Genomic DNA, 26,428 nt, shown 5'->3' with positions numbered 1-26,428 from the left:
TGCTCCCCCTTATTTAACCGTTAATGTTATATTGTCAATTAATCTTACATTTTCAAACTTAACTGCAATAGCTAAAATGATTCTTCCTTCGACTTTCTCTACCATTGTTAATGACGGATATGCATATAAATCCGCATAATCTACAGTGCCTTTCGTATGCGTCTCAATATAATCTTTCACAAGATTTGTAATGATTTCCGGATTACGTTCACCTGCCTCAATTCTTTCTTTCGCTATACATAGGCTGCGGTATAAATGAAGAGCTTCTTCACGTTCATCTTGTGATAGGTACACGTTACGAGAACTTTTCGCTAAACCATCTTCTTCCCTTACAATATCAACTGGTACGATTGTAACTGGAATATTGAAATCAGTTACAAATCCTTCAATTACTGCAACTTGTTGAGCATCTTTCATACCGAAATAAGCACGCGTTGGCACCGTAATATTAAATAGTTTCATCAGTACAGTTGCAACACCAGCGAAATGACCAGGTCTTTGTTGGCCGCATAATACGTCCGTGCGCTTCACAACTTCTACTGTTGTTGTTTGTTCTGCTGGATACATTTCTTCTACACTCGGATAAAATAAATAATCTACACCGTTTTCTTTTGCTACATTTTCATCTCTATCAATATCACGAGGATATCGATCTAAATCTTCATTTGGGCCGAATTGTAGCGGGTTTACAAATACACTTAAAACTACAATTTCATTTTCTTCTCTTGCCTTACGTAATAAAGTAGCATGGCCTTCATGTAAATAACCCATTGTTGGAACAAAACCAATACTCTTTCCACTTGCACGAAGTTCGCTTGTAATTTGCTGCATCTCTTGCACTGTAGTTACGATTTTCATTATTGTTTTCCTCCGTATAACGCTAAGCATTCTTCCTCTTTCATTGTGAACGAATGTTTTTCTTCAGGAAATTGCCTTGTCTTTACTTCAGTAACATATTGTGAAATCCCACGCACAATCTCCTCTTGAACAGACGTATATTGCTTCACAAATTTCGGAACACGATTTACGCCGTATGAGATAAGATCATGATAAACAAGCACTTGCCCATCTACTTTTTGTCCTGCACCAATCCCAATTGTTGGTATTGTTAGTTGCTCTGAAATAAGTTCTGCTAACTGCATTGGTACACATTCTAACACAAGCGCTATTGCACCAGCTTCTTCACATTTCTTTGCATCTTCTATTAATTTTTTTGCACTCTCCGCATCTTTTCCTTGCACTTTATATCCACCCAACACTCCTACAGATTGAGGGGTTAAACCTAAATGCGCTACAACAGGAATTCCTGCGTTCGTCAAATATTGAATCGTCGATATAACTTCTCCAGCACCTTCTACCTTCAGTGCGTGTGCCCCGCTCTCTTGAACGATGCGACGTGCATTCACCATCGTTTCTTGTAATGATACGTGATACGACATAAATGGCATATCAGTTACAATAAACGTCTCTTTCGCTCCACGGCGTACAGCTTTCGTATGATGAATCATATCCTCTACTGTTACAGGTACTGTTGAATCGTATCCGAGTACAACCATTCCAAGAGAATCTCCAACTAGAATCATATCAACTTCAGCTTCTTCTGCTAATTTAGCAGATGGATAATCATACGCCGTTAGCATTGTAATCGGCTCACCTTGCTCTTTCATCTTCAAAAAATCTGTTTTTGTTTTCAAAAACTACTCCTCCTTTATGCAGGAGAGAGGAGATGGCCGAAATCATATAAAAAACCCCTCTGACCATAAAAGGGCAGAAGGGTTGTGTGTTAGTCGGCATTATTCATCCCTCTGTCCCAGTCCGTTATTGGATCAAGGCAGAATCCAAGTTATTATTTTTCGTATGACTTCGAATCATGGTGCAGTTCGCTCTGATACTGCCCACATTCGAACTAATTATAGCAAACTACAAAAAGGAATTACTACATTTTTTTGAAAAAATAATTTTTTATTCTTATTACGGTATATGAAATTTAACACGAGAGTATATATGCTATACAGTTTTTATGGAGAATTCAATCCTGAAAAGATACATGTTTTTTCAACGCATGCTAAAAAAGTCCAAGTTAATTTTTTCTGTAATCCATTTAACTGTATAGTATAACTCTTAAACTAATGATGCAGGTTAATTGAGGAAAGTACTTAACAAAGGAGAATTGCAGATGTCTATGAACAGGTGGTTATTTCGATTCAGCAGTTTGCTTGTAATGATTGTATGGTGGATGTCTTTAGGATCCTCCCATGTATTTGCCTCAGTTACTGTCGTAACACCCCCCACCGATTTAACGAAAGTGATTGAGGTTGAACTAAATGATGATTACTTTAATCCAAATGTTATCACGATTCCGCTTGAAGGATCAACAACATTACTATTGAAAAATAAAGGTAAAAACGAGCACACCTTTACAGTGAAAAAACTCGGCATTGACGTCGTAATCGAGTCAGGAAAAGAAAAGAATATTACCGTGAAACCTAAAAATACTGGTACATATGAATTAATATGTCGATACCATCTTCTTAAAGGAATGGCAGGCAAAGTAATCGTCAAATAACATGCCCTGCCAACTAGGCGGAAGATATTTTGAAATGAACTTTAAATATGAAAAAAATTTATTATCATGTTACAAATTCAACTCAAAACTATTGAAATAAAAAGAAGTTCCAAAAGAGGAACTTCTTTTACTTAATTTCAATATCTGCAGAATGAATATGATGTACTTTCCCCTCATGATCCTCCAGAAGTAATACACCATCCTCTGTGATTCCTTTTGCTAACCCCGTAATTGTCTCTCTCATCGTTCGAGCGGTAATTTCTTTCCCGATGCTCACAGCGTAACTTTCCCAAAGAATTTTAATGACAGAGAAACCATTTTGTAAATACTCTTCATATAATTTTTCTAGTTGTAAATAGATTTGTTGCATAAGTTCTGCACGAACAATCGGCTTACCTGATTCAATCGCTAATGAAGTAGCAATGTGCTGAATTTCTTCATCAAAATGTTCTTGCTTTTGATTCGCATTAATACCGATGCCCATAATGACAGCATTAATTTTATCAGGATCCGCTTGCATTTCTGTTAATATACCTACAGCCTTTTTACCTTGAATTAAAATATCATTTGGCCATTTTATTCCTACGTTTACACCCGTGCATTTTTCAATTGCCTGTGCAACACTAACGGCCGCTAACAAAGTAAGTTGCGGTGCATGATGAACTGGGATTGATGGGCGTAAAATAATACTCATCCAAATCCCTGTTCCTTTTGGTGAATGCCATTTTCTGCTTAAACGACCTCTTCCCGCTGTTTGTTCTTCTGCTACAACGACTGTTCCTTCTTCTGCACCTTCATAAGCAAGTTTTGCTGCAATGTGCTGCGTTGATTCAACAGTTTCTTCAAAATACACTGTTCTACCAATCCGCTTCGTTTGTAGCCCTAACTGAATTTCATTAGCGGTCACTTTGTCTGGCTTACTTGCAATTCGGTAACCTAATCGACGCACAGCTTCAAGTTCATATCCCTCACTCCGCAGATCCTCCATATGTTTCCACACAGCAGTTCTTGAACAACCAAGTTTATCACTAATTGTTTGGCCGGATACAAACTCGCCATCCGCTTCAGAAAAAACTTGCAATAACTGCTTTCTTATAGTAGATTGCATCCTTGTAGCCACTCCCTTATACGCTCTTTCTCATTAACTACGTTTCCTTGTACGATTGCTTCTTCGATTTTCTGAAGCATCTCAGCAACCCACGGACCAGGCTTTTTGTTTGCCCAGTTTAATAAATCATTACCAGTCACATTCATTTCTTGACGCTCCTGGATTGGCAATGCATGAAACATTGATTGTACTCGTTCAACAGATGTAGGGTCATAGCGTTCAATCATCGCTTCATATACTCTCTCTGCCATTTCAGCGATATGAATTCCCGTTTTATAAAGAAGGACTGTATCCCAATCCTTCTCCTTTCTAGTACGGATTGTCAATAAAACTGCAACAATATCTTTTATTTTTTTATTCGAAAACTTCCATTGACGTAAAAAGACAGATGGATGTTCTTCTCCGATACAATATAAGAAAAATGCCCACGCCTCAATATCCGTTTCGAAAGAATCCCATTTATACTGCGTAGCTTTTAACAGTCTCTCTTCTGACATTTGTAAATATGGCAAATGAGAAAATAGCTTCGTCTCTACTAATTCTTTGAGACCTTTCACACAATATGTACCAGTTAACAGTTTCTCAAACTCTACTGTAATACGCTCAATTGCTATATGTTCTAGCAAATGCCCATACGTTTCAATCGCTTGCTTCGTTTTCATTTCTAATGAAAAACCTAACGTGCTTACAAACCGAATACCACGCATCATTCGCAGGGCATCTTCTTGAAAACGATCCGCAGCATTTCCAACTGTCACAATTTCTCTCTGTTGAATGGCTTCCTGTCCAGCAAATAAATCGACCATTTTGCCTTCTTCTGTCATAGCAATTGCATTCATCGTGAAATCACGACGTTTTAAATCCTCTTCTAATGAACGAACAAATTGAACACTACTAGGTCTTCGAAAATCTTCATATTCGCTTTCTGTTCGAAAAGTAGTTACCTCATAGGGCTCACCATTTTCTACAACAATTACAGTTCCATGCTCAAGACCAACAGGAACATTTCTTGGGAATATAGCCATCACTTCTTCTGGTAGAGCAGATGTCGCAATATCAATATCTCCAATCGGCCTATCGATAATAAGATCTCGTACGCTCCCACCAACAAAGTAAGCCTCATGTCCTTGTTGCTTTAATGTCTCAATAATAGAACTAGCTTTTTTAAATCTTTCCATTTTTGTCATCCCTTAGTACGTCATAGTAAATCGTTTCATATTGTGAAACAATTTTTTCTGAGCGAAATTGCTCATAAACACTTTCTCTTGCTCGTTCTCCCATATTACGGTGAAGTTCCTCGTCCTTTAATAGCTGAATAGCTTGATTTGCCACTCCTGTTGTATCGCCAACTTCACATAAATATCCTGTTTCCCCGTGTTGAATAACCTCTGGAATACCTCCAACCCGTGTTCCGATACAAGGTACACCACACGCCATTGCTTCTAATAAAACAAGACCAAAACTTTCCTTCTCTGATAGAAGCAACATTAAATCACTCATCGCAAGTAGTTCTGCAACATTATCTTGCTTCCCTAGGAATAAAACGCGATCTTCAATATGTAAATTCTTCACTATCTGTAAAATCGTACAGAATTCTGGTCCGTCTCCAACAAGAAGCAACTTCGCATCTACTTCTTTAACAATTTTAGCAAATGCCTGAACAACATCCTGCACACGTTTCACTTTACGAAAATTCGAAATATGAATAAGTACTTTTTCACTCTCACTTATACCATATTCTTTCTTTAATTGAGACATATTACGCTTGAAATATACACGTTCGTCTATAAAGTTATATACCGTTTGAATTTCTTTACTTGGTTTTACAAGCTCATGTGTTTCGTTAATTAATGAATGCGAGACAGCAGTAACAACATCCGATTGCTCAATACCAAAACGAATTAAATTATTTAACGAAGGGTCGGAACCTAACACAGTAATATCTGTTCCATGTAAGGTTGTAACAATTTTAATACGCTCTCCGATCATTTGTTTTGCTAAATATGCACAAATTGCATGTGGTATTGCGTAATGCACATGTAAAATGTCTAAGTTTTCTCTTTGTGCAACCTCGGCCATTTTACTTGCTAACGCTAAATCGTATGGTGGATATTGAAATACAGAGTATTGATTTACCGTCACTTCATGAAAATAAATGTTTGGATATACTTTATTTAACCGGAATGGTAAACCCGATGTAATAAAGTGAATTTCATGCCCACGTTCCGCCAATTGCTTTCCTAATTCTGTTCCAACAACTCCAGAACCACCTACAGAAGGATAACATGTAATACCTATTTTTAATTTCATTTACATCCCCCTAATAAATCAGCATGTAATAAAACCGGTTTCTTACTCATAAATCCCTCGGCATACAAGACTCCAACTTCTTTTCCAAACATCTTCTCACGAGCAATCACAGTTTCAACGTAACCTTCTGTTAACGGTGTCTTAACACCATCACTCCCTGTTGAAAACTGACTTTCATACGCTTCTAATGCTTCCACCTTTATAGAGAGGTACTCACTTATATCTATACAAAAATTCGGTTTATGAAAACCATTAATCATATAATTATAAAAAGACTCCACACGATGTGGTGAAAGTTCCGGCATATATTTACGGATTCCTGCTGAAAAAATAGCCTCTTCCACAAGCTTTGCACAATTTGCATGATCTGGATGGCGATCTTCATAGTACGGCGCAAAAACTAGTTTTGGTTTATATGTACGGATCACCTTGACAATTTCACGTATATACTCTTCTTTCATATACAAACCTCGGTCTGGCATCGCTAAATTCAGCCTCGTTTTTACTCCCATTATACGAGCTGCGACCTTCGCTTCTTCTTTTCTCAACTCTATCGTTCCATTTGAAGAAAGATCAGCTTCTGTTAAATCACAAATACCTACTTCATACCCTTGCTTTGTATATTTAGCGATGGTACCAGCCATGCCGATTTCAACATCATCGGCATGAGCACCAAACGCTAATATATGTAATCCACTCATAATTGTTCCCCTCATTTTCTTAACTTACGATAATCTAAATCTCCTCGCTCTAATGCGTGCATTAACATTTCAGCACTTGCCATATTCGTTGCAAGTGGAATCGCATATACATCACATAAACGAAGTAATGCATTCACATCCGGTTCATGCGGCTGTGCTGTTAATGGATCGCGGAAGAAAATCACCATATCTAAATCGTTCTTTGCAATCATTGCACCAATTTCTTGATCTCCACCAAGAGGGCCAGATTGATATCTTGTTACAACTAATCCAGTCGCTTCCATAATGCGAAGCCCTGTCGTTCCTGTTGCAAATAATTCATGTTGTTCAAAAATTGGTTTATATGCGTATGCAAACGAAACCATATCATTTTTCTTTTTGTCATGTGCGATTAAGGCAATTTTCATCCGTTGTCTCCCCTTTAGTCGATAATATTTTCTAAACCGTACACAAGATGATCAAGGTTCATTACTGTCTCAATTGATAGTTTTACACCTGACATAAATGATGCACGATTGAATGAATCATGACGAACTGTTAACATTTGTCCATCTCCACCAAACATTACTTCTTGGTGTGCAATAAGCCCTGGCAAACGTACACTATGAATGTGAATACCGTCTACATTTGCACCTCGTGCACCTGCTAGTTGCTCTACTTCATTTGGATGACCTTGCTGCTTTGATTCACGATTTTGACGAATTAACTCTACCGTTTTTACAGCTGTACCAGATGGTGCGTCTAATTTTTGATCATGATGTAATTCAATTACCTCAACATCTTGGAAATATTTCGCTGCCATTTGTGAGAATTTCATCATAAGAACTGCACCAATTGCAAAGTTTGGAGCAATAATTGTTCCTACTGCTTTTTCTTTTGCATTCTCTGTTAAACGTGCCAATTCTTCTTCTGTAAATCCAGTTGTACCAATAACTGAACGAAGTCCACGCTCAACTGCAAGTGTAACGTGTTGTTTCCCCACTTCTGGTGTTGTTAAATCTAACAACACATCTGCTTCTACTTCATCTAAACAAGTATGTAAATCAGCGTAAATCGGCGCATGTAATGCTGGCATGCCAGGTAAATCAGAAATCTTCTCACCACCATGCTTATAATCCACCGCTGCTACTAAATTAAAATGTTCCGTTCTTTCCATAAGAAGGACTGCTTCATGTCCCATACGTCCTCTTGGTCCGGCGATAATTACTTTAATTTCTTTCATTATTCTTTCTCTCCCTCATCAATACGTGTCCAGCGATCTTTATCACGTGTATTAAATTTATTCATTACAATGTTATGTGCTGTCTCTAAATCAATATTTAAACTATTTGCCATACAAATCATAACAAATAATACATCTCCAAGCTCTTCTTCAATACTTCTTTCTTTTTCAGTTGTTTTCTTCGGTTTCTCACCATAATAATGATTTACCTCTCTTGCAAGCTCTCCCATTTCTTCCGTTAAACGAGCCATCATTGCAAGCGGACTGAAATAACCTTCTTTAAACTGACCAATATATGCATCTACTTCTTTCTGCATATCTTTCATCGTTTTTGCTTCCATACTATTCACCTCTAATCCTTCCTCTTTCATGTTAGCCAATTCATCGCGATTTGACAAATATTATTCCCCGCCAAACACCTATTTGCGACCCATTTTTGGATAGACTATAATAAAGTGAAACTTCTTTTGTAATTTTTTTGCAAAAGATTAGTTGAACTAATCGGGTTCCTACGGCTGGTTCGCCTTTCTTCAGAGCTTTATCTCCTAACAGCCGTTGGTACGGGGTAAAGTGAAACTTCTTTTGCGATTTTTGCAAAAGATCAGCCCACACCAATCGGGTTCCTACGGCTGGTTTGCCCCTCTTCTTTGCTTCATCTCCTATCAGCCTTTAGAGCGGGATAAAGTGAAACTTTCTTTTGCACTTTTCACAAAAAATCAGCCCACATCAATCAGGTTCTTACTATTTTCACTAGCAACTAGAAATTACTTATTATTATGTTTTACCGTTTCAGCGGAGCAATGCAATCATTACATAATTAGGGGGATTTCTATATGACATCAAAATTGAAGATGCGAAATATTATTTTTATTTTAATTGGTTCCGCTATATTTTCTTTCGGTATTGTCAATATCAATATTGAAAACCACCTTGCAGAGGGTGGGTTTACTGGTATTACACTATTATTGTATTTTTTATTTAAGTTTGATCCTTCCTACTCAAACTTAATTTTAAATATCCCTATATTTTTTATTGGCTGGAGGTTACTTGGCAGAACGACATTTTTATATACATTAATTGGCACCTTTAGCGTATCTTTATTTCTATGGATTTTCCAGCGTTACGAAGTACTCAACTTACATTTAAACTTGCAAAATGATATGACACTCGCAGCTTTATTCGCCGGGGCATTTATCGGTATCGGCCTTGGAATAATATTTAAATATGGCGGGACTACTGGCGGTGTAGATATTATCGCACGACTAGCGCACAAATATGTTGGCTGGAGTATGGGGAAAACAATGTTTATGTTTGATGCTGTCGTTATCGTCGTCTCTATTCTTACCTATTTATCATACCGCGAGGGCATGTATACGCTAGTTGCTGTTTTTATCGGTGCTAAAGTCATTGATTTTATGCAAGAAGGAGCTTATGCTGCCAAAGGAGCGACTATTATCTCAGAGAAAAACGATGAAATTGCTGCCAAAATTTTATCTGAAATGGAGCGCGGAGCAACCTTTTTAAAAGCTGTTGGATCGTATACAAAAGTGGAACGTAATGTATTGTATTGCGTTGTTGCTAAAAATGAAATCGTGAAATTAAAGAATATCATTACTTCTGTAGATCCTCATGCTTTTGTCGCTGTAAGTGATGTACATGATGTAGTTGGTGAAGGGTTTACGTTAGATGAAAATAAAAACCCTTTACATAATTAAATATAACTAGAAAAGCGCCTTAGCTTTTCTAGTTTTTTATTACAAGTCTTTTAAGCTTCTCAAAATCCTCATGAATAAGCTCCAATAAACTCCGATTATAAAAAATGGAAGCTGGATGAAAAGTCGGAAAAACATGATATTCTTTCTCTGACCATGTAAACTCTGCACTTTGCATATCCTTTAATTTTTGAATGGGCTGTTTTAATAATTGCCCGTGTACATCTGTGATTTTTTTATTTTTTCCTGTTAAACGTTGAAGACCGATATTTCCAAGCGTGACGATAAGCTTCGGATGTATTTTCTCTAATTCATAATCTAACAAAGGCGCATGGGCAACTATTTCTCCCTGATTTGGCGTTCTATTATACTTTTTTTGTATGATTTCACCATTTCGTTCTTTTTTCTCTCGCCATTTATAAGGTCTACTCCGAACAGCGCTCGTAATATATACTTCTTCCCTTGTAACGTGGATACGCTCTAAAAAAACCATTAATTGTTTTCCCGCCCTCCCGCTAAACGGAATCCCATTATGAATTTCTGTTTCACCAGGTGCTTCTCCTAACAACATAAATTTGGGATTTTCAGGACCTTGTCCACTTAAAAAACCTTCTAGTTGATAAGGAGCACTACGCTCTTGTACTTGTTTTACTAAATGGTCTGGATATTTCATTTCCCCCACCACCTTTCCGCATTACTTCTATTATTTCTATTTGCAATACATTATATAATTCAATCCACACAACAAAAAAAGACTATCAAAATTGATAGTCTTTAGTCGTCGCTACGCTGCATACCAGTATACATTAATACGAGACGTAATAATTCAAATACCGCTACAGCTGCAGCTGCTACATATGTTAATGCTGCCGCATTTAATACTTTACGAGCTTGCCCATATTCATCTGTTGATACAATACCTAACGCTTCAATTTGTTGCATTGCGCGCTTTGACGCATCAAACTCAACTGGCAATGTAACGAGCTGGAACACAACACCTGCTGCCATTAAAATGATACCTAATAACAATAGTTTTGACATTGTCGCAAATATACCAATCATAATAAATACCCATGATATATTCGATCCAAAATTAGCCACAGGAACTAACGAATGACGAATACGCATAAAGTTATAATCTTGTGCATCTTGAATTGCGTGTCCTACTTCGTGTGCTGCAACTGCTGTACCAGCAACTGAATGTCCATAATAGTTATCTGTTGATAATCGAACCGTCTTAGCGGTTGGATCATAATGGTCTGATAAATGACCTGGTGTTTCTTCTACAGCTACGTTGTATAATCCATTTTCATCTAAAATTTTTCGAGCCACTTCCGCTCCTGTCATACCTGATGTTGAATAAACTTGTGAATACTTGCTATAGGCACTACGTACTCTTGACTGTGCATACAACGGTATGATCATTATGATCGCGAAGTAAATTAAATAAAACATCATGAACCTCCATTGAAGTTTTAATTATAGTACTTCTCATTCTATTTTCTTCTGCCACTATTGTCAATGAATAAACCTTACAATCCATATCTTTATTTATTGCATTATCTATTTTTAGAATGTACATTACTTTTTCTTTTTTCTCTCTCTCCTTTATACTTTCTCCATCCAACATAAGTTAATGTGAATAAAATAAGTCCCCCAGTAATTGTCATAAACCAAATGAGAGAGGGTGCAATTTCATCTTTTTTTACTGTGTGAAATATCTTTTGCAAATCCCCTTTAATAATCCCTAATTGCATTTGGCCGCCTTTCGTTTTTAACATAACGTTACGAAATTCATCTAAATAAGATAAATGAACATTTACACGCTGGACCTCGTTTTCTGGCAAAGCAATCATTAAGCTTGGATAAATAATATTGAATTCATTTAAAAACGTATTTAACGTTTGTTGAAACTGCCCAGCATCTTCTTTTTCCATCGCTTTTTCCATTTGAGAAAAGGCATCCATTACTTTCCTTTCTCTTTCCATCCAAAGTGGTTGATATTTCGATACTTGTGCATCAACAGCAAGTTGTAATGCCAGCACATTATCAATTTTAGCTTGCTTACCTAAACCTTCTTCAGAGAGCGATTGTTGCGCCTTATCGTAAGCTAAAGAAATAACTCTAACTTGATCTGGTGTTACTTCCTGCTTCTTTTCATTCCCCTTTATTAAAAACTGCTCCGAGAAATGTTGTAATACTTGTACCGCTTTTTCATCTTCATTACGCTTCACTAACTGTAACGAGTCGTCTAACAACCCTGTTAGCTCATTCCACTCTTCAGCATATATACGTAACGGAAACATTATAATTAGAAATGCTATCAATCCAATTAATGTTCTCTTCATCCCGGTCCCCCCTTAACTACTAGTACAAAATATGTTAATTTGGACAAGAATAGAACAGAACTAGACCGAAAAATATATTATCGTTTTACAAAGAAAAAAATTCTCTTTAAGCAGAGAATTTTTTCTGTGACATCCTTTTCTTTTTTACGAGATATCTATATAAGCTGTAACAAAGTATACTCCCACCTAAAATGAATAATAAAATAGCACACGCAGCATGCATAAAGAACTCTTCTGGTAACATTAATATAATTGGATCCTTTTCAGGATCAAAAACCCAATAATCATTACTAAATAAAAGTTTATGGAATAATACAAAACTCTTTTCAAAATTAATAGCAATTGGTAACATAAGCGCTATCGGAAAAATGATTGTTAAAATCGATCCGTGCAGTAAAAACTTTTCATTTTTCTTTTTTAATAAATAAATTCCGCCTATCACTGCAATCATAATTGTCGCATACATCACATATTGAATCTTTACTAAAATATTTTTAACATCTACAAAATGAATACGGCCATTTGTGGACATATCTAATGTGGGCAAATGTAATGCTCCGTCATAAAACGGGGATAAATATGTAATAAGCACATCGTAATTTCTTTTAATTTCATCCTTCGTCATATCCGCTAAATCAGGAATATTTAAAAAATCAATTTCAAAATAATACAACCATTTTCCATATACAACTGCCGTTGTTGCGAGTGCAAAAATAGAAAATGCTATGCTATATGAAACAACTAAAGTAATCAATCGATCCAATATTTTTGTACCACTCTTATTTTTCTCCATGTTCTCCCCCTAAATGTTCTAACCATCATAAAGAAAATTGTTTTCTTTGCTCACGTAAGCAACAATAATATGTAATACATAGTACAGCAATACTTAACCAAAACGTAAAATAACCAATTTCCTCTACAAACAAATGCATAATTCCATATCGCGGCATTTGCCAAAATAAATAATCAATTGCATCGTTATGCAACGTCCACACAGCTGCTACTATAAAATGCCATTTTTTTATACGATAGAATGGAGCATATAAAAATCCTTGTATTGCCATCGCGAAGTGCGAAAGCATTAACATGTAGCCCATAAGGCCTATAGGCCCTTTTACGTAAATCATAATCGCGTTTACAACAACAGCCCAAATACCATATTTTATTAAAGTTACAATCGCTAACGCTTCTATTAATCCCCAGTTTCTCTTTGCCAAAAAAGCAATTAAAACAAAGACAAAAAAGAGAGTCGCCATAGGACTATCTGGTACAAACGGCCAAAATATAGGTGACGTTTCTTTCAATTGATTTCCGTACCATATAAATCCATAAATTGTACCTAATAAGTTAACAATTAATAAAAATAATAATACCGAGCGTTGTCTTAACATTGCATACAAGTACACCAATCCGTATGTCCAACACCTTTCAAGCAAAGTAATTCATTCACTAAATCCTACTCTATTATAACAAACTTCATCCAACTAAATAGAAAAGCTGACTACAAATTTTGTAGTCAGCTTTTTTATTATTTTTTATTATACTTTGCAACGAATTCCGAAAGCTTCTTCAGTTCCTCATCCGTACCTTTAAATACACCTTTAGGCATTGAACCTTTTCCCTCTTTCGCAATTTTAGCAATTTCTTCTGGCTTTAAAGTTAAGTTTTGCAGTGCCGGTGCTGCTGCCCCGCCTTGTAAATTGTCACCATGACATGTTAAACAAGTATTTTTTTGCATTAATTTATAGCCATCATCATTTTTATCAACTGGCGCTGTTTTTACAATTGCTCCTTGTTTTTTTGCAGCTTCCCAGTCGTGGTGTGCTACAGATTCCCAAGTTAAAAAGATAATCGATGCAATTGCTAAAAGCATAAATCCAGTTGCCACAGGACGCTTCAATGGACGTCTTTCTGGACCTCGATCAAGAAATGGAGCTAACAGTAATGCTCCAAACGCAATCCCTGGCATAATAAATGCTCCAATTACAGTAAATGAACCGGAAGCATACGAATACTTTAATAACTGATACAAGAATAAGAAATACCAATCTGGAAGTGGTATATATCCAGCATCTGTTGGGTCCGCCATTCTCTCAAGCGGCGACGGATGCGCCACTGTTAAACATAAATAACCGATTAAAAAAACTGCACCAACCATCCATTCTTTTAACAAGAAGTTCGGCCAAAATGCTTCTGTTTTCCCTGGGTATTCAGAATAGTCTTTTGGAATATTTGGTTTCCGAGCTACTGGTACCCGAGAATCTCCTACAAACTTCATCCCTTTGCCGCGATGCATAATCTCCCTCCTTTAGTTCTTTCCCCTTTAATTTAGCAATCTCTTATAGTGGACCGGAAATACCTTGTTTGCGAATCATGATGAAGTGGAAGGCCATTAAACCTAGAAGTGCTGCTGGTAAGAAGAAGACGTGAATAGCAAAGAAGCGAGTTAATGTTTGAGCGCCAACAATTTCGGAATGACCAGCGAGTAATGTTTTAATATAAGGACCAATGAGCGGTGTTTGCTCTGCAATTTGAATCCCTACTTTTGTAGCAAATAAAGCTTTCATATCCCACGGTAATAAATATCCGGTAAAACCAAGACCTAACATAACAAAGAAAATAAGAACACCAACAATCCAGTTTAACTCACGGGGCTTTTTATACGCACCTTGGAAGAAAACTCTGAGTGTATGTAAAAACATCATTACAATTACGAGACTAGCACCCCAGTGGTGCATACCACGAACAATTTGCCCATAAGCAACTTCATTTTGTAAATAGTAAACTGATTCCCAAGCATTTTTAATATCAGGCACATAATACATCGTCAAAAACATTCCAGATAAAATTTGAATTACAGTAACGAAAAAGGTAAGTCCTCCAAAGCAATAGACGAATGCAGAAAAGTGATGTGCCGGGTTTACATGTTCAGGTACTTCATGATCAGCGATATCACGCCATATTGGTGTAATATCTAATCTTTCATCCACCCAATCATAAATTTTATTTAACATCTACTTTGCACCCCCTCTTGGCTTCGCTTTTCCTAGATACAGCGTTCCATCTTTCACTTTAGACTCGTACACATCAAGCGGAGCAAGGGGTGGCGTACCTTTAATGTTAATCCCATCTTTTGTATAACGACCCCCGTGACATGGGCAAAAGAATTGATTCGGATGTGCTTTGTCCGAATTCCAGTTAACTGTACATCCTAAATGTTTACATACTGGAGAGAACGCAACAATGTCTCCGCTTTCATCTTTATGAACCCAAGCTGATTTTGGTTCTTCAGACTTGTACCAACCATCAACCTGCTTCACTTTAAAATCGAAACGCTTCGGCTCTGTTGTAATATCCTTTACTTGCGCAACAGCAACCATATCCGTTCCCGCTTCTTTTCTTAACACCGGATCAAGCGCAAATCGCGTCATCGGCATTAAAATACCGGCAGCCATAAAGCCTCCTACCCCTGTGAGTGTGTAATTTAAAAATTGTCTTCTTGACACGCGATGTTCTTTCTCGCTCACGAAAATTTCCCCCCTCTATCAGAAATTGTCCCCTCGTGATAAATTATATAAAAAATAAAAACTAGGACACTATCATGATATAATACGCTCATGCACAGGTCAATATCATACTACTCATAATAATAAGAACTTTCTGTTTATTATGAGTTTCCCCATTTCTCTTCCAACATCACCATTATATTTTTTATATGTGCATGAATAACTTCTCTTTTTGCTTGATCACTAAATTGTTCTAATGCTAATGAAGGAAACCAAAACAAATCTCCCTGTAACTCTTGCATATCCTCTTTCCATGAAAAATCACTTGTAACATAAGCAATATGCTTAAAACCTTCACTTCGTAAATGATTTGTCCATTCTTGCAAACGACCTTTTTCATTCTTTTGACTTTCTACCAAATACGTAAACGCAGGCAGTAAAAGCACTCTTCCCTTATACTCTCTTTCCAATTCCGTGCTCAACAATTCGATAAATTCACCTTGTTCTACAACCATTTTCATTTCTTTTGCTGCCGAAATTGATAACAGCGGTATTACTCCTGTATCAACATACTCTCTTGCTTGCTCAAACTGTTCCACATCTTTTACAATCCACTTCAAATTCCTTCCCTCCTTCACTTACAAATGACAGAACTTTCACTTTATATATATTAAACCATACTAAAAGAGGTAAAAAAAGAAAAACTACCCAATATAGGTAGTTTTTCTTGATGAAAGTCTGAAATTTATAAAAATTTATTAATCCAAATAAATTCTATAAAGTTTTTAACTCTGCCGTTAATCTATGAAACGCTTCCTTATCTTGCTTATCTAACGCTTCATCAATTTGTTTCAAAAGGCGTTCTCTCCTAAACGAAAATACACTTTCTTCCAAAAACCTTTCTGCAAGTAAACGATCTTTTTCATTTACTTCAATATGCTTTGGTAGATATGGGTTTTCTTCTAATACAGCTACATAATTCGCATTTTGAAACGATGATTTAAAGTTGAGTTGAATATAAATATCCTCATCTCGATTTAAACGAATATCATGAAACGATTTTTCAGCATCTGTTGTCATAACATTTTGTTTAAAAAAGTGAAACGGTGTGTCTTTCACACAATTCGCTGACATCACTAAGCCACGCGGACAATATTTTGCATGCTCTACGAAGTGGACTTTATGCATCAATTGGTCGTGACTCATTAAATAATTCAGAATCCATACACATTCACGCTGTTTCAGTTGGTAATTATTCAAAAACCATTTTACAAAATCCTTCTTCTCGTTTACAGAAACAGGGGTATTCATAGCAATTAAGTCCCTCCTCTGTCTTTCTCTTTTCTTTTTAGATTCAAGAAGCGGCATTCAGTTTCCTTCCAACTTATGAAAAATCCTCTAAATTATATAACAACTCTTCAATATGAATTTGTGTCGGGTCTAGTTGTAATAACTGGGTAAATACTTCTTTCGCCTCTTTTCGTTTTCCTTCTTCCAATAAGAAATAACCGTACTCTTCTAAGAAGTCTGGATGATTCTTAAAAGAAGTATATGCACTTTCATAGTGTTTTAATGCATCCGAATACATTTCTAATTGTTTTTTTGCATACGCAAGATCCCAAAGTAGTTGTGTATCTGGTTCTCCACTATCAATAGCACGCTCTACAATTGCAATTAACTCTTCGTACTTTTCTTGTTCTTTTAAGATATATGCATATTTTAATGTTGCACCTAAATGCCCTGGATCTAACTCAAGCGCTTTTTGAAGAACTTCCTCTGCTTCTACTATTTTTCCTAATTTCGCCGCAATGTTCGCTAACTCTACATAAAATGGAACTGAAAGCTCATCTACTTTAATTCCTTCATGAAGCGTTTCATAGCTTTCTTGAAGCATTCCTTCTTTTTCATAGCTTTTCGCTAAATACATGTACAGTGATGCGTACTCAGGGTCTAATTCTTTTAGTTCTTGCCAAGCACCAATTGCTCTCTGATATTCTTCACCTTGGTATAATGTGAAGGCATATCCAAATAATGAGTGAATATCTTTTTGTTCCTCTAGGCCTGCTTCATAATAAGAAATCGCTTCTTCCCAGTTTCCGATCGCGCTTAACGTTTCTGCGAGGCGAAGTGCGATCACAACACCACCCATTACTTTATGTTCCGCTAATAGCGATTCATAATAAGTAATTGCCTTTTGTTCTTCACCTTTACTACTATATAATTCTGCTAACCCAAACGTAATAACAGGTTCATCAGGCATCATTTCTTTCGCCTTTAATAGTTTTTGCTCTGCTACATCATCAAAACCTTGCATTTGGAATAAATCTGCAACAAGTAATAACGATTGAACATATAAATCGTCATTTTCTGGAATATCATGAAGCACTTCAATCGCTTCATCTTCTTTATCTAGATCAATATATAATTCTGCTAAAAATACAGTGAATTCACTTTCTTCTGGATACAGTAAACGTAAGTCTTCAGTAATTGCTAATGCCTCATCTGTAAATCCAAGTGTATGATAGTAACGAGCGATATCATACTTCTCTTCATCATTCGCAATTTTTAATTGTTCTTTTAATAATTGTAATCCTTTTTCTGCTTCACCATTTTCAATATATGAAACAGCTTGTTCAAACTTTTGCATAAACGTCTCCTTTAATTCTAAAAAATATTCTCTTCTGTTCATTTATCATAAGCAACTCACTGTTAGAACGCAACCTTTAGAATGAGCATGCTTCTTCTTATACTTCTTCCTACAGAGTAGTTAATTGTTCAAAAGGTTCGGATATGACACCGATACCTTATCATCATCTTCTATTGTACCGCTTTCTTTTATGACCGTGCAAATAACTTCTCTCACTAATTATCAAGCCATACAAACCGTGGTTTACAGAATAACTTAATTAGCAGTCTTCAACCTTTATTTTGAATGCGATAAAAAAGGCTCCTATAATAGGAGCCTTCACAATCTCTTAAGAATATGTTTCTTCTTTCTGTACTTGCTCATTTACAAGCTCTTTCAGTAACTCTATAATTTCATCATTTTCTTCCTTCAAACCGACAGTAATACGAATACCATCATCGATACCAAATGCAGCACCAGAACGAACGATATATCCTTTTTTCATTAATCGTTCGAAAGCTTCATTACCTGGTATACCGAGTTTTAAGAAAATGAAATTTGTTTGAGATGGATAATAGAATACGTTATATTCTTTACAAAATGCATAATACTGATTTAAACCTTCAGCATTCTTTTGCACACAATCTTGTAAAAAAGCTTGATCTTCTAATGCAGCGAGTGCTACAGATTGGGCTACAGTTGATGTATTGAATGGTAACCTAGCTACTTCTAGCTGTCCGATTAACTTCGCATCCCCAATCGCATATCCGATACGAAAAGCAGCTAAACCATATGCTTTTGAAAACGTGCGTAAAACCATAAGATTTTCATACTTTTCAAGAAGTGGTAATGTTTGCGGATAGTCTTCTGCTTCCGCGTATTCGTAATATGCTTCGTCCATAATAACGAGAGCCGACTTAGGAACTGATTCTAAAAATGAAAGTAATTTTTGTTTCTCAACATATGTACCTGTTGGATTATTCGGATTACAAATCCATACAATTTTCGTTTTCTCATCTACTTGCTCTAGCATTGCATCTAAATCGTGAATACCATCTTTAAGTGATACTTCACGAACTTCTGCTCCTTCAATAACAGCATGGTGATGATATTGTGAAAACGTAGGATTCGCCATTACAACGTTTGTTCCTTCATGTAGTAACGCTCGGCTAATCATTTGAATGACTTCATCTAATCCACTACCAAATAGTAGTTGTTCTGCTTTTACACCTAAATGTTCCGCTATTTTTGTCCGAAGTTCAAAGGCATATCCATCTGGATAAAGGGCATATTGGCTCGCTAAAGAAGTTAATGCTTCTGTCACACGTGCTGAGCAACCGAATGGATTTTCGTTGGATGCTAATTTCACAATTTTTGATAAACCATATTCTCTTTTTACTTCTTCAATGTTTTTCCCAGGCACATACGCTCTCAAAGTTAACAATTGCTCTTTCACTCTCATTTTTCTTCCCCCAGTCATTTCATTCAATTTGATTACAATACGGTTATAGCCCCTTACTGTAATCTTTTGTCATAACCGTCACTATTACGAGAATACCTCTAAATGAGCACTTCACAGCACTTCGCTATCATTTTAAACCATATCTTTTTGAAATGCCTCTAACGCAATATGAACAGTCTCATCTGAAATAGATACGACATTCACTACCCCATATTCCTGCATAAGCACCATATGAATTGCTCCTGCATTTGCTTTCTTATCTTGTTTCATCAATTGAACGAGGCGCTCTACATTCAAATCTCCTGGCATTTTTGGATAGCCGTATTTCAAGAACCACTGCTTCATATCTTCATAAGCAAGATCAACCTTGTACACTCGCTCACTTAAAAATATGGCGAATAACATTCCAACCGCTACACCGTCACCGTGAGTAATATTTCCATACCCTAGCTCTTTTTCAAGAGCATGTCCTAACGTATGTCCAAAATTCAAATGAGCACGTACACCCTTCTCTGTTTCATCTTGTGACACAACATTTGCCTTTACAGGAATCGCCTTCGTTAATATATGGATTAACTTCTCATCATGAAGATCCGCTAATGTTTGCACTTCTTCTTTTAACCAATGGTATAGCTCCACATCACCGATAAGAGCATGCTTTATCACCTCTGCATAACCTGAACGCCACTCTTTTTCAGGAAGAGACTGTAAAAACGGTGTATGATATACAACTGCTTCTGGCTGATGGAATGCACCAATCATATTTTTACCTAACGGATGGTTAATCGCTACTTTCCCACCCACTGCGCTATCGTGCGCTAATAAAGTTGTCGGAACCTGCACAAAGCGAATACCACGCATAAACGATGCAGCAACAAAACCAGCTAAATCTCCAATCATTCCGCCTCCAAGTGCAAGAATTAAAGAATTTCTATCTAATTTATTTTCAAGAGCTGACGTATGAGCCGCATAGAAATTTTCGAAAGACTTCTCTTTTTCGCCACTTGGTACAACAAACGAAAACACGTGCTGCTCTACTTGTAATGCATCGATAACTGTCTGTAAATGTAGTGATGCAACAGCTTCATCTGAAATAATCATTACGTTAGATACCGCTGGCTGCATATTTTGAACGATCGTTGTTAAGTTTGACAACACTTCTTTACCAACATGTACATCATATTCTTTTGATTTCGTTTGAATATGTATGTTTCCCATTAAAATCCCCTCGCATATTCATTATGTTTCTCAATATTTTCACGAATTAGTTCCATACGATCTAATCCGAATTGTTCTATTAAAGCTGTCGCTAATTCCCAAGCCACAACCGCTTCTGCAACGACACTAGCTGCTGGCACTGCACAACTATCTGAACGTTCAATGCTCGCTGTAAAAGGCTCTTTCGTATCAATATCTACACTTTGAAGAGGTTTATAAAGTGTAGGTATCGGTTTCATCACACCGCGCACAACAATTGGCATTCCAGTCGTCATACCGCCTTCTAATCCACCTGCATTATTTGTTCTTCGTGTATATCCATGCTCCTCATTCCACAGAATTTCATCATGAACTTCACTTCCTGGTCTATGCGCTGCTTCAAAACCAATTCCAATCTCGACACCTTTAAAAGCATTAATACTCATAATTGCAGCTGCTAATTTCGCATCCAGTTTTCGATCATAATGCACGTAGCTACCTACTCCAATTGGCATCCCTTCCACAATTACTTCAACGATTCCACCAATTGAATCACCATTTGCTTTCGCATCATCAATCGCTTTCATCATTTGGTTACCAGCTTCGTCATCTAAGCAACGTACAGGAGATGCTTCGGTAATACTCTTTAATTCTTCAATTGAACTATACGTAATCTCCTTAGCTTGTACACCGCCAATTTCAATTACATGGCCCGCTACTTTAATACCAAGTTCTGCTAACACCTTTTTAGCAACCGCACCAGCAGCAACACGCACCGTCGTTTCGCGCGCTGACGAACGTTCCAGTACATTCCTCATATCTCTATGACCATATTTAATCGCACCATTTAAATCAGCATGCCCAGGCCTTGGTTTTGTCACTTTCCTTTTCATCTCTTTTTCTTCTTGCTCAGTTAAAGGCTCCGCCCCCATAATTTTTGTCCAGTGTGCAAAATCACGATTTTCAACAACAAGTGCAATAGGGGAACCTAATGTTTCTCCATGTCTAACACCACTTAAAATTTGCACTTGATCCGTTTCAATTTGCATGCGTCTACCGCGCCCATATCCCTTTTGCCTTCTAGCTAACTCTTCGTTTATATCATCTGCTACTAAAGACAATCCTGCCGGAACACCTTCTATAATCGTTGTAAGTTGTGGACCATGAGATTCACCAGCTGTAATATATCGCATACGTTATTCCTCTTTTCGTATATGTATTTATCTCACTATATTAACTTTTATCATTCTAAAAATATTAAAGAAATTATATCATAAATCGACCATTTTCTTATTCTATATTTCCGATAGTCCTAATTTAAATATCAACATATCATAACAGTTCAAACTTCGTAACTAACTGAAAATAAAAAAAGTGCAAGAAGAATACCCCTATTCTCCTTGCACTTTTTACTATTATCACAGTGATTAAAGCGTTTACAAATTATTTCAAAATAATTAGTAAATCCATTCATTCATTAATTTTGAGTAGTCAACTAATTCTTCTTCTTTAAAGAAAATAGCAATCTCGCGCTCTGCGCTTTCTAAAGAATCAGAACCATGGATAATGTTTTTCGCAACAGTTACACCGAAATCTCCACGAATTGTTCCAGGAGCTGCTTCATGTGGTCTTGTTTTCCCCATCATGTTACGAGCTGTATCTACTACACCTTCACCTTGCCATACCATTGCGAATACAGGTCCAGATGTAATAAAGTCTACTAACTCACCAAAGAAAGGTTTTTCCTTATGCTCAGCGTAGTGTTGTCCAGCAATTTCTGGAGTGACTTGCATTAATTTTGCACCAACTAATTGAAAGCCTTTTTTCTCAAAACGAGCTACAATTTCCCCAATGAAGGCACGTTGTACACCGTCTGGTTTTACCATTAGAAATGTTTTTTCCATAAAAAATCTCTCCACTTCTGAATTATGTATGTAATTGTATATCCCCACACACATATTATCACCCTTATCACAATTGTGCAATAGTTTTGAAATAGAGAGATTATTTTATTTTTTAGAATAAACCTTAAAATTTTCGTTTTCCAATATACTTTGCAACATTTTGTAATGCGTACTTTGCTTTTCCACGTGGGAGTGGTTTTATTATTTCTAAAGCTTTATGTAAATAACGTTCACTAAACGCAAATGCTTGATCAATTGCTGTACTATTTTTTACAGCATCAATAATTTCTTGCATTTCACTTGCTGTTGAATTTTCATGTACAGATGTGATTTTCTGACGAAGTACGGGATCTTCCATCGCATATAAAGCAGGAAGTGTAATATTCCCTTGTAGTAAATCCCCACCAGCAGGTTTTCCAAGTTTCTCTTCTGTAGAAACGAAGTCTAAAATGTCATCAATAATTTGATAAGACATTCCTACAAAATACCCATACCAAAATAGACGATTTACCGTATCACGATTAGCACCAGCAGCAATCGCTCCCAATTGACAACTCGCGGCAATTAATAATGCTGTTTTTCGCTTTATTCTTCTTAAATACGTTCTTAAATTTTGGTCATAATTGTATTTATCTTTAATTTGTTCAATTTCACCTTTACAGACTTCTAAAATAGTATGTGATAACGCTTGATGTGCCTCTGGAATTTCGATATTGGTTATACATTCAAGAGACTTAGCGAACAGATAGTCCCCTGTATACATCGCAATACGATCTCCCCATTTCGCATTCACAGTCGCACTGCCGCGTCGTAAAAATGCAGCATCAATAACATCATCGTGAACAAGAGAAGCCATATGAATAAGTTCTAACGCAACAGCAACATGCTTAATCGCATCTAACTTATAATCTCCAAATTTCCCTGCAAGCAACACAAATACAGGACGAATTCGTTTCCCACCAGCTTCAATAAGCTGTAATGCTGCCTCTTCTACTAATGGCTGTTCAGAAGCGACTGTCTTTTTTAATTCTTTTTCTATCACATTAATATCCGATCGTAAAAAAGAGTACATAAGTTGTAACTTCATATTGTTCACCTTAACCTAAAACTTCTTTTTTCTATTTTGATTCTGGTTTAATTCCTAAATGCATTGCTGCTACCCCAAAAGTAAATGGTTTCACTTGCACACGTTCAAGTCCAGCTTGCTCAAACATTTGAGCCAATTCTTTCATCCCTGGGAACGTACTAGCAGATTCTTGAAGCCATGAATATTCTTTATAACTTTTCGCAAACATCTTTCCAAATAACGGCATGATATATTTAAAGTATAAAATATAGCCTTGTCGAAAACCAATCATTGTTGGTTGAGATGTTTCTAAACAGATTACTTTTCCACCTGGTTTTACTACACGCGTCATTTCTTTTAATACGTGCATATAATCCGGTACGTTACGTAAACCAAACCCAATCGTCACATAATCAAACGTATTATCTTCAAACGGAAGTTCCATTGCATTCCCATGTAGAAGTTCTACTTGTTTTAATTGTAACGCCTCTACCTTTTGCTTACCGACAGATAACATATTTTCACTGAAGTCTAAGCCAACAACCTTTCCTTGCTCACCTACGGCTCCAGCTAGCGCAATTGTCCAATCTGCGGTTCCACAGCATACATCAAGCGCTTGACTGCCTGGTTGTACATCCATAATTCGCATCGTTTCTTTCCGCCACGCTTTATGTCTTTGAAAACTAATTACAGAATTCATCACATCGTATTTATCAGAAATCTTTTCAAATACGTCATGTACTCTTTCTTCTTTTGATTGTTGCATGCTCGTACCTTCTTCCAATGTAAAATTGCTTATGTCTTCTATTTATTCCTTAACACAGAATTTATTTCATTTATGTCTGTGTGATTTTCTAAAAATTGTTTTTCTTTCTTTCTCAATTCCTTCATCCAACCATTAATCACTACTTCTGCTTTATCCCCTAAAGCATCTTGCATAGCTTGAAAAACAGGTGAATGTTGCTTATCAGCATACAATTGAATTTCTTTTTGAAGGCGATTTCCACCTAATACGTATGTGATAAATGGCTTCCAATGTGATAACTGAAAATGATCACATGTTTTTTGAAGGAGCACAGACTCAATCGTTACTATGCTTTTCATTATGTCATCCGTCGTTTCATGCGCTTTTTGGTATAACATAATTTTGTGTTCATTTATCTCTTTAATTCCTTCAGCAAGTGCACGAATTAAAACAATATCACGATTCATAGACAATAAATAATAATATAGTCCACTATAGTAATCGCCTGCAAGTACTGTTAATTGACGACATTTATGGAATTCAATCTCTTCCTCGCCTGCTTTATTTGATACCCTTTCATGCGTATCAAGCGCAATTTGTACAAGCATAATTGTTACTACGTAATGCTCAATTTGTTCTATATGTAAGTTTGCACTCTTTAAAGCACCATATAACAATGCTATCTTTTCTTCATCAATAAATGGTTCTTCAATATAGTTTATAAAATAAGGATGGCGTAATTTCTCCATCAATTTTTCTTTTATACCCGCATACCCTCCGTAGATGTCACACACAAAAAATCACCCTTGTTTTCTAATTCATAAAACTTATTATAACACATACACTCTATTTTCTATAACCAAAACTTGGCTACACCTACCATTCATGTAAGCAATCTTTCTAATCTCACTCTGTCTAGTTAAAACTATATCATTTATTTACTAAAAAAAAAAAGAAAAGCAGTTTCCCGCTTTTCTTTACTTCGTTTTAATAAACGATAAAATTTCACTGCGCGCTGCAGCATCATTTTCAAGCACACCACGCACTGCTGTCGTTACTGTTTTCGCACCTGGTTTTTTCACACCACGCATCGTCATACACATATGTTCTGCTTCTACTACTACCATTACACCATGAGGCTCTAGTACTTCCATAATAGAGTTCGCTACTGTTGATGTAATACGTTCTTGCAGTTGTGGGCGACGTGCAATTGTATCTACGGTACGAGCTAATTTACTTAACCCTGTTACCTTTCCACCTTGCGGAATATATGCAACGTGAGCAACTCCATAGAATGGTACTAAATGATGCTCACACATCGAATAAAATGGTATATCTTTTACTAGTACAAGCTCTTCGTGATCTTCTCCGAATACTTTATGCAAATGCTCTTTCGGATCTTCATGCATACCTGAGAACACTTCTGCGTACATTTTTGCAACACGCTTTGGTGTATCAAGTACTCCCTCACGATTTGGGTCATCTCCAATCGCCTCTAAAATAAGGCGTACTGCATGTTCAATTTGTTCTAAATTAACTTTTGCCATCCGCTAGCCCTCCCGAAAACCTAAAAGTGATACGAACACATTCTAGCATATTTATGTTTTTAAAAGCAAAAAGAAGAGTTCCCAAAAAGGAAACTCTTCTTCCCTGTTAATATGTAAGGATTATTTAACCGCATCTTTTAACGCTTTACCAGGTTTGAATGCAGGTACTTTACTTGCAGCGATTTCAATCTCCTCACCTGTTTGTGGGTTACGACCTTTACGAGCCGCACGCTCACGAACTTCGAAGTTACCGAATCCGATCAGTTGTACTTTATCACCTTGTTTTAAAGCTTCTAAGATAGAATCAAAAACAGCGTCTACTGCTTTTGTTGCGTCCTTTTTAGAAAGGGAACTTGCTTCTGCAACAGCATTGATTAAATCTGTCTTGTTCATGCCATTCACCTCCTC

The 26,428-nt window shown here is 36.6% G+C and carries 31 protein-coding genes; 2 read left to right on the top strand and 29 right to left on the bottom strand.

Going from position 1 to position 26,428, the window contains the following annotated elements:
• Window positions 1–9: 9 nt before the first annotated feature.
• On the bottom strand, window positions 10–858 hold the full coding sequence (panC, locus tag ACTFN4_RS08675) for a pantoate--beta-alanine ligase (protein ID WP_000707025.1): 849 nt from the start codon (window positions 856–858) through the stop codon (window positions 10–12).
• Window positions 858–1,694, bottom strand: a complete 837-nt coding sequence (panB, locus tag ACTFN4_RS08670) for a 3-methyl-2-oxobutanoate hydroxymethyltransferase (protein WP_000851108.1) — start codon at window positions 1,692–1,694, stop codon at window positions 858–860. Before panB ends, panC begins: the two co-directional genes overlap by 1 nt.
• 482 nt (window positions 1,695–2,176) lie before the next feature.
• On the opposite strand from panB, the gene ACTFN4_RS08665 reads away from it, so the two are divergent.
• Entirely contained in the window at window positions 2,177–2,566 is a 390-nt protein-coding gene (locus ACTFN4_RS08665; protein ID WP_000062388.1) for a cupredoxin domain-containing protein, read from the top strand.
• A 127-nt stretch (window positions 2,567–2,693) separates the two neighbouring features.
• Here the strand turns inward: ACTFN4_RS08665 and ACTFN4_RS08660 are convergent, their stop codons facing one another.
• The 7 genes from ACTFN4_RS08660 to ACTFN4_RS08630 are packed head-to-tail and all read right to left on the bottom strand — an operon-like array spanning window position 2,694 to window position 8,248.
• Window positions 2,694–3,674 carry a biotin--[acetyl-CoA-carboxylase] ligase gene (locus ACTFN4_RS08660; RefSeq protein ID WP_001192063.1) on the bottom strand — a complete coding sequence of 327 codons (981 nt, stop codon included), beginning with the start codon at window positions 3,672–3,674 and terminating at the stop codon, window positions 2,694–2,696.
• On the bottom strand, window positions 3,659–4,852 hold the full coding sequence (locus ACTFN4_RS08655) for a CCA tRNA nucleotidyltransferase (RefSeq protein ID WP_000439321.1): 1,194 nt from the start codon (window positions 4,850–4,852) through the stop codon (window positions 3,659–3,661). Before ACTFN4_RS08655 ends, ACTFN4_RS08660 begins: the two co-directional genes overlap by 16 nt.
• Window positions 4,839–5,984: an N-acetyl-alpha-D-glucosaminyl L-malate synthase BshA gene (bshA, locus tag ACTFN4_RS08650; protein ID WP_000768305.1), complete on the bottom strand. Its 1,146-nt coding sequence runs from the start codon at window positions 5,982–5,984 to the stop codon at window positions 4,839–4,841. The genes ACTFN4_RS08655 and bshA overlap by 14 nt, the downstream gene beginning before the upstream one ends.
• Window positions 5,981–6,685, bottom strand: a complete 705-nt coding sequence (gene bshB1, locus ACTFN4_RS08645; RefSeq protein ID WP_000015673.1) for a bacillithiol biosynthesis deacetylase BshB1 — start codon at window positions 6,683–6,685, stop codon at window positions 5,981–5,983. The genes bshA and bshB1 overlap by 4 nt, the downstream gene beginning before the upstream one ends.
• Before the next feature lie 11 nt (window positions 6,686–6,696).
• Complete coding sequence (gene mgsA, locus ACTFN4_RS08640) at window positions 6,697–7,092, bottom strand: methylglyoxal synthase (RefSeq protein WP_000684765.1); 396 nt, start codon at window positions 7,090–7,092, stop codon at window positions 6,697–6,699.
• A gap of 14 nt (window positions 7,093–7,106) precedes the next feature.
• Window positions 7,107–7,907: a dihydrodipicolinate reductase gene (dapB, locus tag ACTFN4_RS08635; protein ID WP_000658810.1), complete on the bottom strand. Its 801-nt coding sequence runs from the start codon at window positions 7,905–7,907 to the stop codon at window positions 7,107–7,109.
• Entirely contained in the window at window positions 7,907–8,248 is a 342-nt protein-coding gene (locus tag ACTFN4_RS08630) for a nucleotide pyrophosphohydrolase (RefSeq protein ID WP_002108639.1), read from the bottom strand. The genes dapB and ACTFN4_RS08630 overlap by 1 nt, the downstream gene beginning before the upstream one ends.
• Window positions 8,249–8,740: 492 nt before the next feature.
• On the opposite strand from ACTFN4_RS08630, the gene ACTFN4_RS08625 reads away from it, so the two are divergent.
• The gene (locus ACTFN4_RS08625) at window positions 8,741–9,622 is read left to right on the top strand and encodes a YitT family protein (RefSeq protein WP_000202121.1); all 882 of its coding nucleotides are present in this window, start codon (window positions 8,741–8,743) and stop codon (window positions 9,620–9,622) included.
• A 28-nt stretch (window positions 9,623–9,650) separates the two neighbouring features.
• Here the strand turns inward: ACTFN4_RS08625 and ACTFN4_RS08620 are convergent, their stop codons facing one another.
• The 20 genes from ACTFN4_RS08620 to ACTFN4_RS08525 form a co-directional block, all read right to left on the bottom strand.
• Window positions 9,651–10,292, bottom strand: coding sequence for a uracil-DNA glycosylase (locus ACTFN4_RS08620; protein WP_000876873.1), 642 nt, complete (start codon window positions 10,290–10,292; stop codon window positions 9,651–9,653).
• A 101-nt stretch (window positions 10,293–10,393) separates the two neighbouring features.
• Window positions 10,394–11,077, bottom strand: a complete 684-nt coding sequence (locus ACTFN4_RS08615; protein WP_011109966.1) for a zinc metallopeptidase — start codon at window positions 11,075–11,077, stop codon at window positions 10,394–10,396.
• Window positions 11,078–11,178: 101 nt separating this feature from the next.
• Window positions 11,179–11,967, bottom strand: coding sequence for a sporulation protein YpjB (gene ypjB, locus ACTFN4_RS08610; RefSeq protein WP_000831584.1), 789 nt, complete (start codon window positions 11,965–11,967; stop codon window positions 11,179–11,181).
• Window positions 11,968–12,073: 106 nt separating this feature from the next.
• Window positions 12,074–12,760: a lipoprotein intramolecular transacylase Lit gene (lit, locus tag ACTFN4_RS08605; RefSeq protein ID WP_000414378.1), complete on the bottom strand. Its 687-nt coding sequence runs from the start codon at window positions 12,758–12,760 to the stop codon at window positions 12,074–12,076.
• 25 nt (window positions 12,761–12,785) lie between these two features.
• On the bottom strand, window positions 12,786–13,376 hold the full coding sequence (locus tag ACTFN4_RS08600) for a DUF1405 domain-containing protein (RefSeq protein WP_025709269.1): 591 nt from the start codon (window positions 13,374–13,376) through the stop codon (window positions 12,786–12,788).
• Between the two features lie 119 nt (window positions 13,377–13,495).
• The gene (gene qcrC / locus ACTFN4_RS08595) at window positions 13,496–14,263 is read right to left on the bottom strand and encodes a menaquinol-cytochrome c reductase cytochrome b/c subunit (protein ID WP_000554603.1); all 768 of its coding nucleotides are present in this window, start codon (window positions 14,261–14,263) and stop codon (window positions 13,496–13,498) included.
• A 43-nt stretch (window positions 14,264–14,306) separates the two neighbouring features.
• Window positions 14,307–14,981 carry a menaquinol-cytochrome c reductase cytochrome b subunit gene (gene qcrB, locus ACTFN4_RS08590; protein ID WP_000932700.1) on the bottom strand — a complete coding sequence of 225 codons (675 nt, stop codon included), beginning with the start codon at window positions 14,979–14,981 and terminating at the stop codon, window positions 14,307–14,309.
• Window positions 14,982–15,494, bottom strand: a complete 513-nt coding sequence (qcrA, locus tag ACTFN4_RS08585) for a menaquinol-cytochrome c reductase iron-sulfur subunit (RefSeq protein WP_001290418.1) — start codon at window positions 15,492–15,494, stop codon at window positions 14,982–14,984.
• A gap of 140 nt (window positions 15,495–15,634) precedes the next feature.
• Window positions 15,635–16,093: a YpiF family protein gene (locus tag ACTFN4_RS08580; RefSeq protein WP_000871313.1), complete on the bottom strand. Its 459-nt coding sequence runs from the start codon at window positions 16,091–16,093 to the stop codon at window positions 15,635–15,637.
• A gap of 154 nt (window positions 16,094–16,247) precedes the next feature.
• Window positions 16,248–16,784 (bottom strand): ReoY family proteolytic degradation factor, encoded by a 537-nt coding sequence (locus tag ACTFN4_RS08575; protein WP_001095925.1) that lies wholly within the window; start codon window positions 16,782–16,784, stop codon window positions 16,248–16,250.
• 73 nt (window positions 16,785–16,857) lie between these two features.
• Entirely contained in the window at window positions 16,858–18,120 is a 1,263-nt protein-coding gene (locus tag ACTFN4_RS08570) for a tetratricopeptide repeat protein (RefSeq protein WP_001168671.1), read from the bottom strand.
• A 328-nt stretch (window positions 18,121–18,448) separates the two neighbouring features.
• A complete protein-coding gene (gene hisC / locus ACTFN4_RS08565; protein WP_001264019.1) occupies window positions 18,449–19,561 on the bottom strand; it encodes a histidinol-phosphate transaminase in 1,113 nt (370 codons plus the stop codon).
• A gap of 132 nt (window positions 19,562–19,693) precedes the next feature.
• Window positions 19,694–20,779 (bottom strand): 3-dehydroquinate synthase, encoded by a 1,086-nt coding sequence (aroB, locus tag ACTFN4_RS08560; RefSeq protein WP_000526822.1) that lies wholly within the window; start codon window positions 20,777–20,779, stop codon window positions 19,694–19,696.
• Window positions 20,779–21,951 (bottom strand): chorismate synthase, encoded by a 1,173-nt coding sequence (aroC, locus tag ACTFN4_RS08555; protein ID WP_001269384.1) that lies wholly within the window; start codon window positions 21,949–21,951, stop codon window positions 20,779–20,781. Before aroC ends, aroB begins: the two co-directional genes overlap by 1 nt.
• 264 nt (window positions 21,952–22,215) lie before the next feature.
• A complete protein-coding gene (ndk, locus tag ACTFN4_RS08550) occupies window positions 22,216–22,662 on the bottom strand; it encodes a nucleoside-diphosphate kinase (RefSeq protein WP_000415883.1) in 447 nt (148 codons plus the stop codon).
• A 124-nt stretch (window positions 22,663–22,786) separates the two neighbouring features.
• Entirely contained in the window at window positions 22,787–23,749 is a 963-nt protein-coding gene (gene hepT, locus ACTFN4_RS08545; RefSeq protein WP_000776077.1) for a heptaprenyl diphosphate synthase component II, read from the bottom strand.
• A gap of 31 nt (window positions 23,750–23,780) precedes the next feature.
• A complete protein-coding gene (menG, locus tag ACTFN4_RS08540) occupies window positions 23,781–24,494 on the bottom strand; it encodes a 2-heptaprenyl-1,4-naphthoquinone methyltransferase (protein ID WP_001187674.1) in 714 nt (237 codons plus the stop codon).
• Between the two features lie 38 nt (window positions 24,495–24,532).
• Complete coding sequence (locus ACTFN4_RS08535; protein WP_439962210.1) at window positions 24,533–25,267, bottom strand: heptaprenyl diphosphate synthase component 1; 735 nt, start codon at window positions 25,265–25,267, stop codon at window positions 24,533–24,535.
• A gap of 183 nt (window positions 25,268–25,450) precedes the next feature.
• Window positions 25,451–26,020, bottom strand: coding sequence for a GTP cyclohydrolase I FolE (folE, locus tag ACTFN4_RS08530; RefSeq protein WP_001151482.1), 570 nt, complete (start codon window positions 26,018–26,020; stop codon window positions 25,451–25,453).
• 120 nt (window positions 26,021–26,140) lie between these two features.
• Window positions 26,141–26,413 (bottom strand): HU family DNA-binding protein, encoded by a 273-nt coding sequence (locus tag ACTFN4_RS08525; protein ID WP_001043860.1) that lies wholly within the window; start codon window positions 26,411–26,413, stop codon window positions 26,141–26,143.
• Between the last annotated feature and the right edge of the window lie 15 nt (window positions 26,414–26,428).

The organism is Bacillus cereus group sp. MYBK95-2 (assembly GCF_051915225.1).
Classification (GTDB): Bacteria; Bacillota; Bacilli; order Bacillales; family Bacillaceae_G; genus Bacillus_A; species Bacillus_A cereus.
This window is presented reverse-complemented; position numbering and strand designations above follow the sequence as displayed.

What these genes read in the sequence shown, in the direction of transcription:
- panC (WP_000707025.1), bottom strand. Translation starts at nt 858, where the DNA reads ATGAAAATCGTAACTACAGTGCAAGAGATGCAGCAAATTACAAGCGAA.
- ACTFN4_RS08665 (WP_000062388.1), top strand. Translation starts at nt 2,177, where the DNA reads ATGTCTATGAACAGGTGGTTATTTCGATTCAGCAGTTTGCTTGTAATG.
- ACTFN4_RS08660 (WP_001192063.1), bottom strand. Translation starts at nt 3,674, where the DNA reads ATGCAATCTACTATAAGAAAGCAGTTATTGCAAGTTTTTTCTGAAGCG.
- ACTFN4_RS08655 (WP_000439321.1), bottom strand. Translation starts at nt 4,852, where the DNA reads ATGGAAAGATTTAAAAAAGCTAGTTCTATTATTGAGACATTAAAGCAA.
- bshA (WP_000768305.1), bottom strand. Translation starts at nt 5,984, where the DNA reads ATGAAATTAAAAATAGGTATTACATGTTATCCTTCTGTAGGTGGTTCT.
- bshB1 (WP_000015673.1), bottom strand. Translation starts at nt 6,685, where the DNA reads ATGAGTGGATTACATATATTAGCGTTTGGTGCTCATGCCGATGATGTT.
- mgsA (WP_000684765.1), bottom strand. Translation starts at nt 7,092, where the DNA reads ATGAAAATTGCCTTAATCGCACATGACAAAAAGAAAAATGATATGGTT.
- dapB (WP_000658810.1), bottom strand. Translation starts at nt 7,907, where the DNA reads ATGAAAGAAATTAAAGTAATTATCGCCGGACCAAGAGGACGTATGGGA.
- ACTFN4_RS08630 (WP_002108639.1), bottom strand. Translation starts at nt 8,248, where the DNA reads ATGGAAGCAAAAACGATGAAAGATATGCAGAAAGAAGTAGATGCATAT.
- ACTFN4_RS08625 (WP_000202121.1), top strand. Translation starts at nt 8,741, where the DNA reads ATGACATCAAAATTGAAGATGCGAAATATTATTTTTATTTTAATTGGT.
- ACTFN4_RS08620 (WP_000876873.1), bottom strand. Translation starts at nt 10,292, where the DNA reads ATGAAATATCCAGACCATTTAGTAAAACAAGTACAAGAGCGTAGTGCT.
- ACTFN4_RS08615 (WP_011109966.1), bottom strand. Translation starts at nt 11,077, where the DNA reads ATGATGTTTTATTTAATTTACTTCGCGATCATAATGATCATACCGTTG.
- ypjB (WP_000831584.1), bottom strand. Translation starts at nt 11,967, where the DNA reads ATGAAGAGAACATTAATTGGATTGATAGCATTTCTAATTATAATGTTT.
- lit (WP_000414378.1), bottom strand. Translation starts at nt 12,760, where the DNA reads ATGGAGAAAAATAAGAGTGGTACAAAAATATTGGATCGATTGATTACT.
- qcrC (WP_000554603.1), bottom strand. Translation starts at nt 14,263, where the DNA reads ATGCATCGCGGCAAAGGGATGAAGTTTGTAGGAGATTCTCGGGTACCA.
- qcrB (WP_000932700.1), bottom strand. Translation starts at nt 14,981, where the DNA reads ATGTTAAATAAAATTTATGATTGGGTGGATGAAAGATTAGATATTACA.
- ACTFN4_RS08575 (WP_001095925.1), bottom strand. Translation starts at nt 16,784, where the DNA reads ATGAATACCCCTGTTTCTGTAAACGAGAAGAAGGATTTTGTAAAATGG.
- ACTFN4_RS08570 (WP_001168671.1), bottom strand. Translation starts at nt 18,120, where the DNA reads ATGCAAAAGTTTGAACAAGCTGTTTCATATATTGAAAATGGTGAAGCA.
- hisC (WP_001264019.1), bottom strand. Translation starts at nt 19,561, where the DNA reads ATGAGAGTGAAAGAGCAATTGTTAACTTTGAGAGCGTATGTGCCTGGG.
- aroB (WP_000526822.1), bottom strand. Translation starts at nt 20,779, where the DNA reads ATGGGAAACATACATATTCAAACGAAATCAAAAGAATATGATGTACAT.
- aroC (WP_001269384.1), bottom strand. Translation starts at nt 21,951, where the DNA reads ATGCGATATATTACAGCTGGTGAATCTCATGGTCCACAACTTACAACG.
- ndk (WP_000415883.1), bottom strand. Translation starts at nt 22,662, where the DNA reads ATGGAAAAAACATTTCTAATGGTAAAACCAGACGGTGTACAACGTGCC.
- hepT (WP_000776077.1), bottom strand. Translation starts at nt 23,749, where the DNA reads ATGAAGTTACAACTTATGTACTCTTTTTTACGATCGGATATTAATGTG.
- menG (WP_001187674.1), bottom strand. Translation starts at nt 24,494, where the DNA reads ATGCAACAATCAAAAGAAGAAAGAGTACATGACGTATTTGAAAAGATT.
- folE (WP_001151482.1), bottom strand. Translation starts at nt 26,020, where the DNA reads ATGGCAAAAGTTAATTTAGAACAAATTGAACATGCAGTACGCCTTATT.
- ACTFN4_RS08525 (WP_001043860.1), bottom strand. Translation starts at nt 26,413, where the DNA reads ATGAACAAGACAGATTTAATCAATGCTGTTGCAGAAGCAAGTTCCCTT.